Below are 14,432 nucleotides of genomic sequence, written 5' to 3'. Positions count from 1 at the left end.
TTGCCGTTTTTCGCATCTTGCACTCGGGACGCATCGTTCGCTACCTGTCGAAAGTCATGCTGAAAGGCATACATCCCTCGCCGCGGCCGCTACATCGGACGCACTTGGTTGCGATTGCCTTCTTGACAAACGAAAAGAGCGCCGGGGCATTGTGCCCCTCTTTCTCAAAAATGAGTACAAAAAGCTGACGTGTGGTGCCAGTTCTTGCGACTAAATCGATAGGAAAGTTCTATTTGAGATGTGCAAGGCGTGTGCCAGCGGTGCGCGCTCAGGCGGAGGCTTCGTCGAGCGTGTCGTCGTCCAGGTGACCGACGTCGGCCCAGCCGACCAGCGTGAAACCCTGCGGCGTCCAGAGCAGGCGGTTGATGGCCGCGTTGCCGAGGGCCCAGGTCCGTGGTGCCTGCAGTTCCTGGCCGGTGGCGCTCCGATAGAGCACGTCCATCACGCCGCCGTGGGCCACCAGGACGATCAGCTCCCCGGGGTGCCGGGCCGCGAGCCGCGCGGCCGTGCCTGTGACGCGTGCCTTGAAAGTGAGCAATGACTCACCGCCTTCTGGCGCGAATTCGGGATCCCGAGTGCGCCAGAGCCGGGCCTGGGCCGGCAGGCTGGCGTCGATGTCGGCGAAGGTGCGGCCTTCGAACAGGCCGAAGGCACGCTCGCGCAGGCCGGGGTCGGCGGCCACCGCCATGCCGCGCGGCTGGGCGATCGCCTGCGCGGTCTGCCAGGCGCGTGACAGGTCGCTGGCATAGATCGCCGCGATCGGCTCCTCCTCGAGCGCCCGCGCGACCCGCCGGGCCTGCCAGAGGCCGGTGTCGTTGAGCCCGATGTCGAGCTGGCCCTGGATGCGGGTGTCGACGTTCCAGGCGGTTTCGCCATGGCGTACGGCGATGACGCGGGTGGCTTCCATGGTGGTCAGGGCGTCTTGCGCGGCAGCTCGATGTCGACCCGCCGCTCGCCGGGCGGCGGATTCGGGAAGCCCTGCAGCGCGGCCTGGAACATCACCGGCAGGATGGCGGCGCTGTTGCTGTAGGGGCCGTCGTTGCGGGCGTGCGTCTCGTAGACCACGCGGTTCGACGGCAGCTCGCGCAGCACGATGCTGACCTCGCGCCCGAACCAGGGCGTCGGTGGCGGCCCGAACGCCGGCCCCCAGCCGCCGCCATACCAGCCACCGCCGTACCAGCCGCGCGGACCCCAGCCCGGTGCCCGGGGGCCCCACCAGCCCGGCCCGCCCCAGCCCGGCCAGGGGTTGCCGAACATCCAGGGGTCGGCCCACGGCGAGAGTTCGGAGGTCACGCGGGCGCCGATCAGGGCACTCAATTGCGGGGTGCCGTCGTCGTGCCGCAGGCCGACGCCGTCGAGGGCGGCGCCGGCCCACGCCTCCAGCTGCTGCTGCGCGGCTTCGTCGATCTGCTGCGACGGCAGCCGCTCGAAGCGGTAGCTGGCGCCGGACGGCAGGCTGTCCATGCCCGAGAAACTGCGCACCTCGCTGTCGACCACCCAGCGCGTGGCGCAGCCGCTCAGGCCGAGTACCAGCAGCAGGGCGCCGAGCACGGCCTTCATGGTCAGAGCTGCACGATGCGCAGCGGCGATGGCGCCGGGAGTTCCGGCGGATCGAAGGCCTTGTCGCCTTCCTCGTCGGCCACGCCGGTGGCCTTCAGCCCCTTGAAGTCGAAGGCCTGGGTGTCGAGCAGGTGCGAGGGCACGATGTTCTGCATGGCGCTGAACATGTTCTCGATCCGGCCCGGGAACTTGCGCTCCCATTCGCGCAGCATCTCGCCGACCTGCTTGCGCTGCAGGTTCTCCTGGCTGCCGCACAAGGTGCAGGGAATGATCGGGAACTCGCGGTGCCGGGCCCAGCGCACCAGGTCCTTCTCGGCCACATAGGCCAGCGGCCGGATCACGATGTGCTTGCCGTCGTCGCTCACCAGCTTGGGCGGCATCGACTTCAGCTTGGCGGCGAAGAACATGTTGAGGAAGAAGGTCTGCAGCATGTCGTCGCGGTGGTGGCCCAGCGCGACCTTGGTGGCGCCCAGTTCGTCGGCCACACGGTAGAGAATGCCGCGGCGCAGCCGGCTGCAGAGGCCGCAGGTGGTCTTGCCTTCGGGGATCACGCGCTTGACGATCGAGTAGGTGTCCTGCTCCTCGATGTGGAAGGGGACGCCGAGGGCCTTCAGGTAGCCCGGCAGCACGTCTTCCGGAAAGCCCGGCTGCTTCTGGTCGAGGTTGACGGCCACGATGTCGAAATGGATCGGCGCCCTGGCCCGCAGCTTGAGCAGGATGTCGAGCAGGGCGTAGCTGTCCTTGCCGCCCGACACGCAGACCATGACCTTGTCGCCATCCTCGATCATGTTGTAGTCGACGATGGCGCGCCCGACCTCGCGGCACAGCCGCTTCTCGAGCTTGTGGGTTTCGCGCTCGATCTTCAGGTCATTGGTGGACGAGGGCGTTTCGTCGATCCATACGGCACTCATGTCACTTGCTCCGGAATACTTCGACGCCGACGGCGTCACAGTCGGGGTAGACGTCGGGCTTGGCGGTCGATACCCGCGCAGCCTGCACCTTCGGATGCGCCAGCACCTGCGTGAGGATGTCGTCGCACAGCGTTTCCTGCAAGTGGATGTGGCCCTTGCTCAGGCGGGTGGCGACGGTGCGGCGGATGAAGTCGTAGTCGACCACCTCGTCGAGTTCGTCCGCCTTCGGCGTCGAGACGTCGAGCGGCACGTAGAGGTCGACATTGATGATCACGCGCTGCTCGGCGCGCTTCTCGAATTCGTGCACGCCGATGTTGATCCAGACCTCGTAGTCGCGCAGGAAGACGCGCCGGCACGTCAGCAGGAGGGGGTCGAGGGCGGCTGTGGTCATGGTGAAGCTTTCAGCAGTTCGTCGACGACGAACATGATGTCGCGCGCCAGCGGCACCAGGTGCTGGCCGTTGTCGACGCAAAGGGTGGTGCCGGTCACGCTGGGCGTGGCGGCCAGGAAGACGCAGGCGCGGGCGACGTCGGCCGCATCGATCGGACGGCGCAGCAGGTTGGCCTGGCGCGCCCGGGCGAAATTATCCTCGGTCTGCGGGCCGCTGCGGTAGAGGATGCCCGGCGCCACGCCGCAGACGCGCAGCGCCGGCGCCAGCGACTGCGCCTGCAGCGCCACGGCGCGCTCCAGCGCCAGCTTGGACACGGTGTAGGAGAAATAGTCGGGGTTCAGGTTGTAGACTTTCTGGTCCAGCACGTGGATCGCCGAGCGGTCGATGCCGTCGTCGGGACTGGCGCGCTGCGCCAGCAGCCGGGCGAAGGACAGCGGCGCGATCAGGTTCACGCCCAGCTGGCGCAGCGCGGCGTCGGCGTCGAAGTCGAGCCCGGTGTCGGGCTCGAAGGCCGAGGCGTTGTTGACGATGCAGGCCAGCGGCTCCGCGGCCGAAACCTGGTCGACCAGCGCGACGCGGCCCGGCTCGCTGCCGATGTCGGCCTCGATTGCCGTGGCCTCGTGGCCCTCGTCGGCGAGGCGCGCGCACAATGCCAGCGCCTGCACCCGCGAGGCACGGAACTGGCACCACACCCGCCAGCCCGCGCGCGCGAAAGCCTCGCAGACCGCGGCGCCCAGTCGCTGGCCGCCGCCGGTCACGAGCACGCCTCGGCGTGGGGTCGATTCAGCCATCCTGATAGATTTCCGTTACTTATGAACCTGGAGCAGGGCGCCGAACGCGCCACCCCGTTGACCAAGATTATCGATGCCTCGCTGCAGCGGGCCGGCGGCTGGCTGCCGTTCGACCGCTTCATGGCCCTGGCCTTGTACGCCCCGGGGCTGGGCTACTACGCCAGCGCGAGCCGCAAGTTCGGCCGGATGCCGGCCTCGGGCAGTGATTTCGTGACCGCACCCGAAATGACGCCGCTGTTCGGCCGCACCCTGGCGGTGCAGGTGGCCGAGGCGCTCGAAAAGACCGGCACCCGGGAGCTCTGGGAGTTCGGCGCCGGCACCGGCGCGCTGGCCCTGCAGCTGCTCGACGCCCTCGGCGACAAAGTCGAGCGCTTGCGCATCGTCGATCTCTCCGGCACGCTGCGCGAACGCCAGCAGCAGACGCTCGCCGGGCATGCCGGCAAAGTCGAATGGCTGGCCGAACTGCCGCCGGAGATGCGCGGCGTGGTGGTCGGCAACGAGGTGCTCGATGCGATGCCGGTGCAGCTGCTGGTGCGCACCGCCGGCCAATGGCACGAACGCGGCGTGGTCCGCCAGGGCGACGGCTTCGCCTGGGCCGACCGGCCGACCGAACTGCGCCCACCGGTCGAAGTGGCCGGCCCTCACGACTACCTGACCGAAATCCACCCCCAGGCCGAGGCCTTCGTCGCCACCCTGGCCGACCGGTTGAAGCAGGGCGCGGCCTTCTTCATCGACTACGGTTTTCCGGAGGCCGAGTACTACCATCCGCAGCGCCACATGGGCACCGTGATGTGCCACCGCGGCCACCAGGCCGACGGCGATCCGCTGGCCGATGTCGGCACCAAGGACATCACGGCCCACGTCAACTTCACCGGGGTGGCGCTGGCGGGACAGGACGCCGGCCTCCAGGTGCTCGGCTACTGCAGCCAGGCGCGATTCCTGCTCAACGCCGGCATCCTGCCGATGATGGAAGCGGCCCCGCTGGCCGAACGCGCGATGGCCGCGCGGCTGATCCATGAACACGAGATGGGCGAGCTGTTCAAGGTGATCGGCTTCGCGGTGGGCGAGCCCTGGGACGCGATCGGCTTTGCCGAAGGCGACCGCAGCCACACGCTGTGATGGCCGCTGCCGCGGGCGGAGGCTGGGTTCTAATCCTCCCATGAGTTCCACCTTCACACCGGCCGACGACCTGCGCGTCGCCCACGCACTGGCCGATGCGGCGGCCTCGCACTCGATGCGCCTGTTCCGCACCCCGCTCGACGTCATCTCGAAGGCCGACGAAAGCCCCGTGACCCAGGCCGACCGCGCCGCCGAGGCCGCCATGCGCGAGATCCTCGGCGCCGAATGCCCGGCCGACGGCATCTACGGCGAGGAGCACGGGCTGGAGCGGGTCGACGCCGAGCGCGTCTGGGTGCTCGACCCGATCGACGGCACCCGCAGCTTCATCACCGGCTCGCCGCTCTGGGGCACCTTGATCGGCCTTTTGCGCCACGGCCGCGTCGAGCTCGGCATGGTCGACATGCCGGTGCTCGGCGAGCGCTGGATCGGCCAGGCCGGCGCCGGCGCCCAGCGCAATGGGCAGGCGGTGCGCGTCAGCGGCTGCGCCGCCGTGGCCGAGGCCCGCATCGTGACCACCTCGCCCGACATCTTCGACGCCGCCGACTGGGCCGCCTTCGACCGGCTGAGCCGGCGCTGCGCGATGCGCCGCTTCGGCGGCGACTGCTACGGCTACGCCCAGCTCGCCGGCGGCACCATCGACCTGGTGGTCGAGACCGGCCTGCAGCCCTACGACTACCTCGGTCCGACCGGCCTCATCGAAGCCGCCGGCGGCATCGTCACCGACTGGCAGGGCCGGCCGCTGGGCCTGCAGTCCGACGGCCGGGTGGTCGCCGCGGCCACACGCGAACTCCACCGACAGGCGCTGGACCTGCTCGCGGCCTAAACTGCATCCATGATTCGCTGGCTGATCGTCGTCGTCCTGGCCCTGGTGCTCATGAGCGGGCTGACGGCCTGGCTGCGGCGCTTCGGTTTCGGGCGGCTGCCCGGCGATTTCGAGTTCCGTGCGTTCGGACGCGAATGGCAATTGCCGATCGCCAGCACGGTCGTTTTGAGCATGATCGCGGCCCTGGTCGCGCGATGGATATGAACACATGAGCGCAGCGCCGGGCCGCCCCAAGCAAGCTCGCGCCCCCTCGGGGGGCAGCGAGGACACGAAGTGCCGAGCGTGGGGGCACATGAGCGCAGCGCCGGGCCGCCCCAAGCAAGCTCGCGCCCCCTCGGGGGGCAGCGAGGACACGAAGTGCCGAGCGTGGGGGCACGCATGAGAGCCTGCGTGGACATCGGCGGCACCAAGATCGCCGTGAGCCTTTCCGCCGACAGCCACACGCCGCTGGTCGGCCGGCGCAGCGAACCGACCGCCAAGACCGGCGGCAACGACGCGGTGGCACTGCAGATCCTGCGGCTGATCGACGAGGCCTGCGCCGAGCAGAACATCGCCAGCGCCTCGATCGACCGCGTCGGCGTCTCTTCTGCCGGCCCCTTCGAGATCCGCGACGGCATGGTCGAGCTGGCGTCGCCGAACATCTGCGGCGGCATCGCCGGCCCGGCGCGCGGGCTCCCCAACGAGTGGATGACGGCGCTGATCGAGGCCCCGCTCAAGCGGCGCTTCGCCCATGTGCGGGTCGAAAACGACGCGGTCGCTGCCCTCGAGGCCGAGCGCCGCTGGGGCGCGCTGCAGGGCGTCGACCATTGCGCCTTCGTCACCTGGAGCACCGGCGTAGGCGTCGGGCTGTGCGTCGACGGCCACGTGCTGCGCGGCAAGAACGGCAACGCCGGCCATGCCGGCCACAGCTTCGTGTCCGACGACGACAACCAGGCGCTGTGCGGCTGCGGCAATTTCGGCGACGTCGAGGGGCTGGTGGCCGGCAATGCGATCGCACGCCGCTTCGGCGAGCCGGCGGTCGACCTGTTCGCCGCCGCGGCCCGCGGCGAAGCCAAGGCCCTGGCCACCACCGACGCGCTGTGCCGCGTGATGGGCCGGATGCTCTTCAACCTGGTCGCCACCCTCGACCTGCAGCGCATCAGCCTCGGCGGCAGCGTGTTCTGGAACAACCGCGACTTCCTGCTGCCGCGGCTGCAGGCCCAGATCGACGGCAAGCTCGCGGCCCTGACCCGGGGCGCGGTGCTGGTGGCGGCCGGCCTGGGCGACCGGGTCGGCGACTACGGGGCGATGGCGCTGCTCGACTGAGCCTGCAATCCAGGCAGTCGCTAGCGGTAGCCGCTGCGGACCTTGCCGCGGAACACCCAGTAGACGCCGATGGTGTAGGCGGCGATCACCGGCAAGACCACCACGCCGCCATAGAACAGGAACCGGAGGGACTCCTCCGGCGCCGCTGCGCTGGCCACCGTGACCGCATACGGGACCATGTAGGGCCAGAACATCGTGCCGAGCGTCAGGTACGAGGCGCCGATGAACAGCACGGTCAACGTGTACGCGAAGCCGTCGCGGCGCGCCCGGGCGGCCGCCACCACGCCGGCCAGCGCGGCGATCGCCAGCGCGACCAGGGCCCAGCCCCAGGGCCGGTCCTTCAGATGGCTTTGCGCGATCGCGCCCGCATCGACGCTCAACGACACGGCGAACGCCAGGCCGAGCACGCCGAAGACAGCCGCGGCCAGCCACGGAATACGGCGATAGGCCCAGTCGCGCAGCTCGCCTTCGCTCTTGAGCACGATCCACCCTGCGCCGAGCAACGCATAGCCGAAGACCAGGCCGACGCCGGTCAGCACCGAAAACGGATGCAGCCATTCGAAGGATGTGCCGGCGAACTGGCCCTGCGCCACCGGAAGGCCGCGCATCAATGCGCCCACGGCGGCCCCTTGCACGAAGGCGACCACCGTCGATCCGAGGAAGAACCCCAGGTCCCACAGCCAGCGCGTCTTGACGCTGCGGTAGCGGAATTCGAAGGCAATGCCGCGGAAGATGAGGCCGACGAGCAGCAGCAGGACAGGCAGGTAGAACGCACCCAGGAACACGGCATACACCACCGGAAAGGTTGCGAACAGGCCGGCGCCGATGACCACCAGCCAGGTCTCGTTGCCGTCCCAGAACGGCGCGATGGTGTCCATCATGTGCAGGCGGTGGCTCTCTTCGCGGGTGGTGCCGAAGAGGATGCCGACGCCGAGATCGAAGCCGTCCAGGATCACGTAGACCAGGATCGAGACGGCAATGACCGCCGCCCAGAAAAGCGCCAGGTCGCTGGCGGCCGCCGGGCTCACGCCGTGCCTCCGGCTCTGTCGTTGACCGGGGTGTCCGTGCGCGCGGCAACGGCCAGGGGCCGGCTGCCGGTGACGTTGGCCGTGGCCTCGGTTTTCGCGCGCGGCCCTTCGCGCAGGAGCTTGTAGATGTAGTAGATGCCGAAGCAGACGAAGAGCCAATACACCGCCACGTAGATGAGCAGCGAGGCCAGCACGTCGCTGGTCGTCAGGGAGGGCGTGACGGCGTCCCGGGTTCGCAGCAGGCCGTAGACCACCCAGGGCTGGCGGCCGATCTCGGCCGTGTACCAGCCGGTCAGGATGGCGACGAAGCCGGTCGGGAACGACATGAACGCGCCCCACAGGAACCAGCGCGACGACTCCAGCCTGCCGCGCCAGCGCAGGAAGTTGCCGAGCCACGAGACCGCCAGCATGACCAGACCCATGCCGACCATCAGCCGGAAGGCGAAGAAGGGGATCAGCACCGGCGGCCGGTCTTCGCGCGGGAAGGATTCGAGCCCTCTTTCAGCGGAGGTGAAATTGCCCGAGGCGATGAAGCTGCCCAGCTTCGGGACCGAGATGGCGTAGAGATTGCGCTCGTTGGCCTCGTCGGGAATGGCGATCAGCACCTCGCTGGCGGGCTGCTCGTTCTTCCAGCGCGCTTCGATCGCGGCGAACTTGGCGGGCTGGTGCTTGAGCACGTATTCGCCGGTCAGGTGGCCGAAGAAGAGCTGGACCGGGATCAGCACCGCGGCCAGGCCGAGGCCCCAGTGCAGCATCATCCGGCCTTCGTCGAAGTGGACCCGGCGCAGCAGGTACCAGGCACCGGTCGCCGACACGCACATCGAGGTCGTCAACAAGGCGGCCAGCAGCATGTGCGGCCAGCGGACCATCTGCACCGGCCCGAGCACGATCTGCATCCAGTCGGTCGGAATGATCTTGCCGTCCACCACCGTGTGGCCGAGCGGCACCTGCATCCAGCTGTTGTTGGCGAGGATCCAGAAGGACGAGAACATCGTGCCCAGCGACACCATGCAGCACGAGAAGAAGTAGAAGCGCGGCGATACCCGGTCGCGTCCGAGCAGCATCACGCCGAAGAAGGTCGCCTCGAGCATGAAGGCCGTGAAGCCCTCGTAGCCGAGCAGCGGGCCCTGGATCGAGCCGGTTTTCACGGCGAGCACGCCCCAGTTGGTGCCGAACTGGAAGGCCATGACGATGCCCGTGACCACGCCCATGCCGAAGGAGACCGCGAAGATCGGCAGCCAGAAGTCGAACACCCGGCGATAGAGCGCGTTGCCGGTCGCCAGCCGCGCCCCCTCGATCGTTGCCAGCCATGCCGCCAGCCCGATCGTGAAGGCGGGGAAGATGATGTGGAAGCTGATCAGGAACCCGAACTGGATCCGCGACAGGAGGACGGGGTCGAGGTTCACTTCGATGCCGCCTCTATGGCATCAGCTTGTTGACGGCGACGCGCTCGAGGCCGTGCTTCGCGTAAGGCGGATAGCGCACACCGGGGTCGACGGTGCTGCTGTGGTGCAGCACCCCGCGCGCATTGGTGAAGGCTTCGAAGCCCCAGCGCCCGTGGTACTTGCCCATGCCGGAGTTGCCCACGCCGCCGAACGGAAGCTCGGGAAAGAGCGGGTGGATGGCGCAGTCGTTGACCTCCGCATCGCCCGAGCGCGTGGCCGACAGGATCGTGTCGATCACCTCCTTGTCCTCGGCAAAGATGTAGAGGCCGAGCGGGCTCGGCCTGCTGTTGACCCACCGGATGACGGAGTCGACCGAATCGATCTCGAGCACCGGCAGGATCGGCCCGAAGATCTCTTCCTTCATGATCGGCGAGTCGACCGCGACGTCCACCAGCACCGTCGGCGCGATGTAGAGCTCGTCGGCATCTGTCTGGCCGCCGGCAATCGCCTTGCCGCTTCCGAGCAGCGCGGCCAGGCGATCGAAGTTGCGCCGGTTGATCACGCGTCCGTAGTCCGGACTCTGCTTGGGGTCGTCGCCGTAGAACTCGCGGATCGTGTCCTTCATGTGCTGCAGGAACTCGTCCTTCACTTCCGGCCACGCCAGCACATGGTCGGGCGCGGTGCAGATGTGGCCGGAGTTCAGGTAGCGCCCGTAGGCGATGCGCCGCGCGGCCGCCTTGAGGTTGGCCGACGAATGCACGATGGTCGGGTTCTTGCCGCCGAGTTCGAGCACGCAGGGCGTCAGGTTCTTCGCGGCGGCCTGGTGCACGATCTTGCCGACGGGCGGACTGCCGGTGAAGAAGATCATGTCCCACTGCTGCGCCAGCAGCGCGGTGGTCTCGGGGACGGCGCCCTCGACGACCGCGACCGTGCGCGGATCGAAGTACTCGGGCACGAGGCGCGCCGCGGCGGCAGCGCAGTGGGCGGCAATCTCCGAAGGCTTCAGCACGGCTGTGTTGCCGGCGGCCAGCGCCGCCACCAGCGGACCGAAGACCAGCATGAAAGGTTCGTTCCACGCGCCGATGATCAGCGACACGCCGAGCGGATCCCGGTTCACCCGGATGTAGCCGGGCTCGAACACCAGCGGCATCGGCTCGTGGAGCGGCTTGGTCCAGGTGTCGATGTGCTTGAGCGCGTAGGCGGCCTCCTTGGCGCAGTAGTCGACGTCCATCAGGTCGGCATCGTTCACGTTGCGGCGCAGGTCTTTCCAGAGTGCGTCGCACAGTTCGTCGTGGTGATCGGTGAACAGGGCCTTGACCGCTTCGAGCTGGGTCTTGCGCCACGCCACCGGGCGCGTATGCCCCTCGAGGAAGAAGGCGCGCTGGCGGGCGACGAGCGAAGCGTAGTCGGGGACGGACATGGCAATGAACTCCTGGTGTCAGGCGCGAACCCAGATTTCTCCGTTCTGCTCGCGCACTTCGTAGGTGGGGAGCGGCTGCTTCGACGGGCCACCCGCCACGCTGCCCGTGGAGAGGTCGAAGCGGGAGCCGTCGCAGGGGCACATCAGCGTCGTGCCGGTCAGGATGCCCGCCGAGAGTTGACAGCCGTCGTGCGGGCAGAGGTCGTCGAAGGCGAACAGGCTCTTGCCGACGCGAGCGACGGACACGCGCAGCTTGCGGTCGGCCAGGTAATAGGGATTGACGGACCGGTCTGGCAATCGGTCCGATGGGCCCAGGTCTCGGTACTCGACTGTCGGGTTCGCCATGCTCGTCTCCTGTGCGTCGGCCTTCGACTCAGTACGGATACTCGGGAATCACTTCGCGCTGCGGCTTGTCGAAGCGCAAGGCGCCGGGCGCCTGCGCCGGCACCGCGGGCGCGCGCGGCATGATGGGCGCCAGGCGCTGGTAGCCGGCACCCAGCGAAGGCCGCGGATCGGCGTCGCCCTTGTTCGGCCAGAACGACATTGCCCGCTCGGCCAGCGCCAGGATAGTGAGCGAGGGGTTGACCCCCGGGTTCGCGGGCATCACGCTGCCGTCCATGACATGCAGGCCCGCATGGCCGAAGACGCGCTGGTAGGGATCGACCACGCCCTTTTCATGCGAGTCGCCGATCGGAATGCCGCCGATGAAGTGCGCCGACGCCGTGCGATTGACGACTTCGAAATCCAGGGCCGCTTCGAGCCCGCCCATCCTGGCCGCGAGCCGCTTCGCGAACTCGTCGGCGGCGGGGATGTGGGTGGGCGGCGGATCGCCGGAGCCATGCCGGCTGCGCAGGATGCCGTCCTTGAAGTAGAGGTCGATCGAGGTGTCGGTGGTCTGCATGCACAACAGGGTGATCGCGCGCTCCGACCAGTGCCGTGCGTCGAAGGTCTGGCCGAGGGTCTGGACCGGATGCTCCATCAGGTGCTTGAGCCAGGTCTCCGTGGGGTGCTTCTGCGGGCCGGACGCGTAGTAGGTCGTGGCCAGCGCGAAGAAGTCGCTGCCCACGCCATAGGACACCGGCTCGATGCTGGTGTCCGGGTCAGGCCAGACACCCGAAGTGATGGCGACGCTGCCGGGCGTGATGATGAATCGGTCCGGGTCCTTCTTCCAGGCTGCATAGGGTCGCGTGACCAGGATCAGCGCCTCGGAATTGGTGCGGGCCAGCTTGCCCAGCTGATCGGACAGCCCGGTGAGCTTGTCGACATGCCGCATGTGGTGCAGCAGCCGCGCCGACCCGTAGGCGTGCGCGGAGACGACGACCTGCCTGGCCGTGTAGCGATGGCGATCGACATGGGCCGCGCGCTGCACCCAGCCGGGGTGGCTGGCGATCACCTCATAGCCGCCGCCGTCGAGTGGTGCGAGTTCGATGACCTCGTGCAGGTCGTGGATCACGCAGCCGTTCTTTTCGGCCAGATAGAGATAGTTCTCCGTCAGCTTGTTCTTGGCTCCGCGGCCGCAGCCGATCATGCAGTTGCCGCAATTCACGCAGCCGGTTCGGCGCGGGCCTGCGCCGCCGAAGAACGGATCGTCGACCTCGACGCCCGGGGACCCGAAGAAGGTGGCCACGGGCGCCTTGTTGTACGTGTCGCCATGCCCCATCTCGACGGCGATCTCGCGCATCAGCCGGTCCTTGTCGCTGTCCATGTAGGGCACGCGGTTGACGCCCATCATGCGTTGGGCCTGGTCGAAGTACGCGGGCATCTCGTCGTACCAGTCGGTGATATAGGACCACTCGGGGGCGGCGAAGAACTTCTTCGGCGGAACATAGAGCGTGCTGCCGTAGACATGCGAGCCGCCGCCCACGCCGGCGCCATGCAGCACCAGCACGTCGTCGAGGAAGCTGAGGCGCTGCAGGCCGTACATCTCGGCCTCGGGCTGCCACAGGTATTTCCGGATGTCCCAGTTGGTCTTGGGGATCGCGCTGTCGGGCCAGCGGCGTCCGGCTTCCATGACGCCCACCCGGTAGCCCTTCTCGGTCGCGCGCAGCGCCGCGACGCTGCCGCCGAATCCGGAGCCGATCACGATCACGTCATAGTCGAAATCGGCCATCATGACCTCGCGTATTTTTCGAATGGGGCAGTCTGTACTCGGGCACGGAACTTGAACATCCCGGTGGCCACCTAGACCACGTACGTGGCATCTGACAGCGACGCGCGCCATGGCGGCGTTTAAGCTCGACGGTGTCTCAATCATGAGCACAGGGGGTTCGGAGATGAAGCATCCCTCAGACACCGTGGCCATCGACATCCTGCTCGAGCCGGACTCGACGATGCAGGAGCATGCCGAGGCCAACAACGCTCGATTGCGCGACCCGGCGCTCATCCAGTACGTTTCGATGTTCGTGCCGAAGGCCTCCGGGGATCACTTCAATCCGCACGTCACGACCGGGGTGGCGGCGCGCAAGTACCTCGACACGATGCTTGCCGAACCGTTCGAGCCCTTCGGCTTCTCGTTCAAGGGCGCTGCGATCTACCACCTGGGTCAGTTCGGCACGGCGGCGAAGCAGCTCAAGGCGTGGGACTGACGCAGCCCGAGGACGGCTCCAGGCCCGATGTGGACCGCGCGATCTGCTCAGCCGGTCCGCAACATGATGCGTGCCTTCACGGCCTCCACCAGCGGCTCGATCGACGAGGGCGGGAAAGGCGAGACGCTGCTGACGTTGATCTCGCAGAGCACGAAGCGCTCGGGTTGGTCGTCGGTCGGTTCGCCGGGCAGGAAGTCGCAGTCCCACAGCATCGGCAACTGCGCGCGCGTCAACCCCAGGCGTTGTTGCAGTTGCGCGATCCACTGCGTCTCCAGCAGGCGCTTCAGCGCCTGGAAGCGCGGCAGGTCGGCGCCGTGATAGAGACGTGGCCCGGGCGTGGGCGCGGCCTCGCCCGCGCGTGCCGGGTAGAGGGCATTGATCGCCTGGTGGCCGAAGCCGGTCACACGGTCCTCGACCAGGTAGGCGCGCACCATGCCGTCGACCATAAGCGGTTGCCAGGCCTGGTCGATCATGTGACCCCCATTGGCTGCTTCGAAGTACGGTGCCATGCGCTGGAGCAGCGTCGACAGGTCGATTCGTTCCTCCGCGCTGCCGCGTAGCGCATGCTGCACGCGCAGCAGCGGAGAGGCTTCGACGCGCTCGACCCGCCATACGCCGATGCCGCTGTGCCCGCGATATTGCTTGAGCACGCGAGCGCCGTGGCGCAGGCGATCGGGCAGGCCTGCCGCGAGCGCGTCGAGGCTGTCGACGCGGACCGCATCGCCGCCGAAGGGCAGGTCGCGCGTGTCGACCAGCACGTCCTTGGTGCCCAGGCGCAGGATGGTGTCCGGATGCGTGCTGACGAAGACGCCGGCCTGCGCTGCTTCGCGCAAGACGGCGTCGAGCCGGTCGCGGCGGCGGCCCGCCTCGACCGGATTGCACCAGACGAGCACGGCGTCGACGCCCCGCAGCTGCGCGGCGACCTCGTCGGCGAAATCATCGTGATAGACGGCGGGCTCGGCGGCCACGCCGGCGGCTGCGAACGCAGTGAACAGCGCCGCAAAGCGGCTCTCGGCCGGGTCGCTGCGGTCGCGTGCTGCGCGGTCTCCTGGGTAGAGCAGGGCCACTGAAACGGGGCGTGCAGTGAGCATGGCGGTCTCCTTGGACGGATCTG

At 68.3% G+C, this 14,432-nt stretch carries 16 protein-coding genes; 5 read left to right on the top strand and 11 right to left on the bottom strand.

Annotation, left to right across the window (positions count from 1 at the left end; genetic code table 11):
- Window positions 1-268 precede the first annotated feature (268 nt).
- Genes QTI17_RS14230 through QTI17_RS14210 form a run of 5 tightly spaced genes read right to left on the bottom strand, consistent with a single transcriptional unit; the run spans window position 269 to window position 3,653 of the window.
- Complete coding sequence (locus tag QTI17_RS14230; protein WP_286533897.1) at window positions 269-907, bottom strand: histidine phosphatase family protein; 639 nt, start codon at window positions 905-907, stop codon at window positions 269-271.
- Window positions 908-912: 5 nt separating this feature from the next.
- Window positions 913-1,560: a DUF4136 domain-containing protein gene (locus QTI17_RS14225; protein WP_286533896.1), complete on the bottom strand. Its 648-nt coding sequence runs from the start codon at window positions 1,558-1,560 to the stop codon at window positions 913-915.
- 2 nt (window positions 1,561-1,562) lie between these two features.
- On the bottom strand, window positions 1,563-2,471 hold the full coding sequence (ttcA, locus tag QTI17_RS14220; RefSeq protein ID WP_286533895.1) for a tRNA 2-thiocytidine(32) synthetase TtcA: 909 nt from the start codon (window positions 2,469-2,471) through the stop codon (window positions 1,563-1,565).
- 1 nt (window position 2,472) lies between these two features.
- Window positions 2,473-2,862, bottom strand: coding sequence for a dihydroneopterin aldolase (locus tag QTI17_RS14215; RefSeq protein WP_286504645.1), 390 nt, complete (start codon window positions 2,860-2,862; stop codon window positions 2,473-2,475).
- Window positions 2,859-3,653, bottom strand: a complete 795-nt coding sequence (locus tag QTI17_RS14210) for an SDR family oxidoreductase (RefSeq protein ID WP_286533894.1) — start codon at window positions 3,651-3,653, stop codon at window positions 2,859-2,861. Before QTI17_RS14210 ends, QTI17_RS14215 begins: the two co-directional genes overlap by 4 nt.
- Before the next feature lie 21 nt (window positions 3,654-3,674).
- On the opposite strand from QTI17_RS14210, the gene QTI17_RS14205 reads away from it, so the two are divergent.
- The 4 genes from QTI17_RS14205 to QTI17_RS14190 all read left to right on the top strand — a co-directional run bounded on the left by QTI17_RS14205 (window position 3,675) and on the right by QTI17_RS14190 (window position 6,900).
- Window positions 3,675-4,772 carry a class I SAM-dependent methyltransferase gene (locus QTI17_RS14205; RefSeq protein WP_286533893.1) on the top strand — a complete coding sequence of 366 codons (1,098 nt, stop codon included), beginning with the start codon at window positions 3,675-3,677 and terminating at the stop codon, window positions 4,770-4,772.
- A gap of 40 nt (window positions 4,773-4,812) precedes the next feature.
- Window positions 4,813-5,595 (top strand): histidinol-phosphatase, encoded by a 783-nt coding sequence (gene hisN, locus QTI17_RS14200; RefSeq protein ID WP_286533892.1) that lies wholly within the window; start codon window positions 4,813-4,815, stop codon window positions 5,593-5,595.
- Between the two features lie 9 nt (window positions 5,596-5,604).
- Window positions 5,605-5,799, top strand: a complete 195-nt coding sequence (locus tag QTI17_RS14195) for a DUF2905 domain-containing protein (RefSeq protein WP_286504649.1) — start codon at window positions 5,605-5,607, stop codon at window positions 5,797-5,799.
- Between the two features lie 174 nt (window positions 5,800-5,973).
- On the top strand, window positions 5,974-6,900 hold the full coding sequence (locus QTI17_RS14190) for an ROK family protein (protein ID WP_286533891.1): 927 nt from the start codon (window positions 5,974-5,976) through the stop codon (window positions 6,898-6,900).
- A 20-nt stretch (window positions 6,901-6,920) separates the two neighbouring features.
- On the opposite strand, the gene cydB is transcribed toward QTI17_RS14190, so the two are convergent.
- The 5 genes from cydB to QTI17_RS14165 are packed head-to-tail and all read right to left on the bottom strand — an operon-like array spanning window position 6,921 to window position 12,843.
- Complete coding sequence (cydB, locus tag QTI17_RS14185; RefSeq protein ID WP_286533890.1) at window positions 6,921-7,928, bottom strand: cytochrome d ubiquinol oxidase subunit II; 1,008 nt, start codon at window positions 7,926-7,928, stop codon at window positions 6,921-6,923.
- Entirely contained in the window at window positions 7,925-9,334 is a 1,410-nt protein-coding gene (locus QTI17_RS14180) for a cytochrome ubiquinol oxidase subunit I (RefSeq protein WP_286533889.1), read from the bottom strand. Before QTI17_RS14180 ends, cydB begins: the two co-directional genes overlap by 4 nt.
- A 13-nt stretch (window positions 9,335-9,347) precedes the next feature.
- Window positions 9,348-10,733: an aldehyde dehydrogenase family protein gene (locus QTI17_RS14175; protein WP_286533888.1), complete on the bottom strand. Its 1,386-nt coding sequence runs from the start codon at window positions 10,731-10,733 to the stop codon at window positions 9,348-9,350.
- 18 nt (window positions 10,734-10,751) lie between these two features.
- Window positions 10,752-11,078 (bottom strand): Rieske (2Fe-2S) protein, encoded by a 327-nt coding sequence (locus tag QTI17_RS14170; protein WP_286533887.1) that lies wholly within the window; start codon window positions 11,076-11,078, stop codon window positions 10,752-10,754.
- Window positions 11,079-11,106: 28 nt separating this feature from the next.
- Window positions 11,107-12,843 (bottom strand): GMC oxidoreductase, encoded by a 1,737-nt coding sequence (locus tag QTI17_RS14165; RefSeq protein ID WP_286533886.1) that lies wholly within the window; start codon window positions 12,841-12,843, stop codon window positions 11,107-11,109.
- Window positions 12,844-13,006: 163 nt separating this feature from the next.
- Here QTI17_RS14165 and QTI17_RS14160 point away from each other — a divergent pair, with 163 nt between their 5' ends.
- Complete coding sequence (locus QTI17_RS14160) at window positions 13,007-13,318, top strand: hypothetical protein (protein ID WP_286533885.1); 312 nt, start codon at window positions 13,007-13,009, stop codon at window positions 13,316-13,318.
- Between the two features lie 47 nt (window positions 13,319-13,365).
- On the opposite strand, the gene QTI17_RS14155 is transcribed toward QTI17_RS14160, so the two are convergent.
- Entirely contained in the window at window positions 13,366-14,409 is a 1,044-nt protein-coding gene (locus tag QTI17_RS14155) for a Cj0069 family protein (RefSeq protein ID WP_286533884.1), read from the bottom strand.
- Window positions 14,410-14,432 lie beyond the last annotated feature (23 nt).

Source organism: Variovorax sp. J31P179 (assembly GCF_030316985.1).
Lineage (GTDB): Bacteria > Pseudomonadota > Gammaproteobacteria > Burkholderiales > Burkholderiaceae_C > Variovorax > Variovorax ginsengisoli_B.
Note: the sequence above shows the minus strand (reverse complement) of the source record. Positions and strands in the feature narration are given on the sequence as shown.

Excerpts from the sequence above, each read along its gene's own strand:
- QTI17_RS14230 (WP_286533897.1), bottom strand. The coding sequence starts at position 907 with ATGGAAGCCACCCGCGTCATCGCCGTACGCCATGGCGAAACCGCCTGG.
- QTI17_RS14225 (WP_286533896.1), bottom strand. The coding sequence starts at position 1,560 with ATGAAGGCCGTGCTCGGCGCCCTGCTGCTGGTACTCGGCCTGAGCGGC.
- ttcA (WP_286533895.1), bottom strand. The coding sequence starts at position 2,471 with ATGAGTGCCGTATGGATCGACGAAACGCCCTCGTCCACCAATGACCTG.
- QTI17_RS14215 (WP_286504645.1), bottom strand. The coding sequence starts at position 2,862 with ATGACCACAGCCGCCCTCGACCCCCTCCTGCTGACGTGCCGGCGCGTC.
- QTI17_RS14210 (WP_286533894.1), bottom strand. The coding sequence starts at position 3,653 with ATGGCTGAATCGACCCCACGCCGAGGCGTGCTCGTGACCGGCGGCGGC.
- QTI17_RS14205 (WP_286533893.1), top strand. The coding sequence starts at position 3,675 with ATGAACCTGGAGCAGGGCGCCGAACGCGCCACCCCGTTGACCAAGATT.
- hisN (WP_286533892.1), top strand. The coding sequence starts at position 4,813 with ATGAGTTCCACCTTCACACCGGCCGACGACCTGCGCGTCGCCCACGCA.
- QTI17_RS14195 (WP_286504649.1), top strand. The coding sequence starts at position 5,605 with ATGATTCGCTGGCTGATCGTCGTCGTCCTGGCCCTGGTGCTCATGAGC.
- QTI17_RS14190 (WP_286533891.1), top strand. The coding sequence starts at position 5,974 with ATGAGAGCCTGCGTGGACATCGGCGGCACCAAGATCGCCGTGAGCCTT.
- QTI17_RS14175 (WP_286533888.1), bottom strand. The coding sequence starts at position 10,733 with ATGTCCGTCCCCGACTACGCTTCGCTCGTCGCCCGCCAGCGCGCCTTC.
- QTI17_RS14170 (WP_286533887.1), bottom strand. The coding sequence starts at position 11,078 with ATGGCGAACCCGACAGTCGAGTACCGAGACCTGGGCCCATCGGACCGA.
- QTI17_RS14165 (WP_286533886.1), bottom strand. The coding sequence starts at position 12,843 with ATGGCCGATTTCGACTATGACGTGATCGTGATCGGCTCCGGATTCGGC.
- QTI17_RS14160 (WP_286533885.1), top strand. The coding sequence starts at position 13,007 with ATGAAGCATCCCTCAGACACCGTGGCCATCGACATCCTGCTCGAGCCG.
- QTI17_RS14155 (WP_286533884.1), bottom strand. The coding sequence starts at position 14,409 with ATGCTCACTGCACGCCCCGTTTCAGTGGCCCTGCTCTACCCAGGAGAC.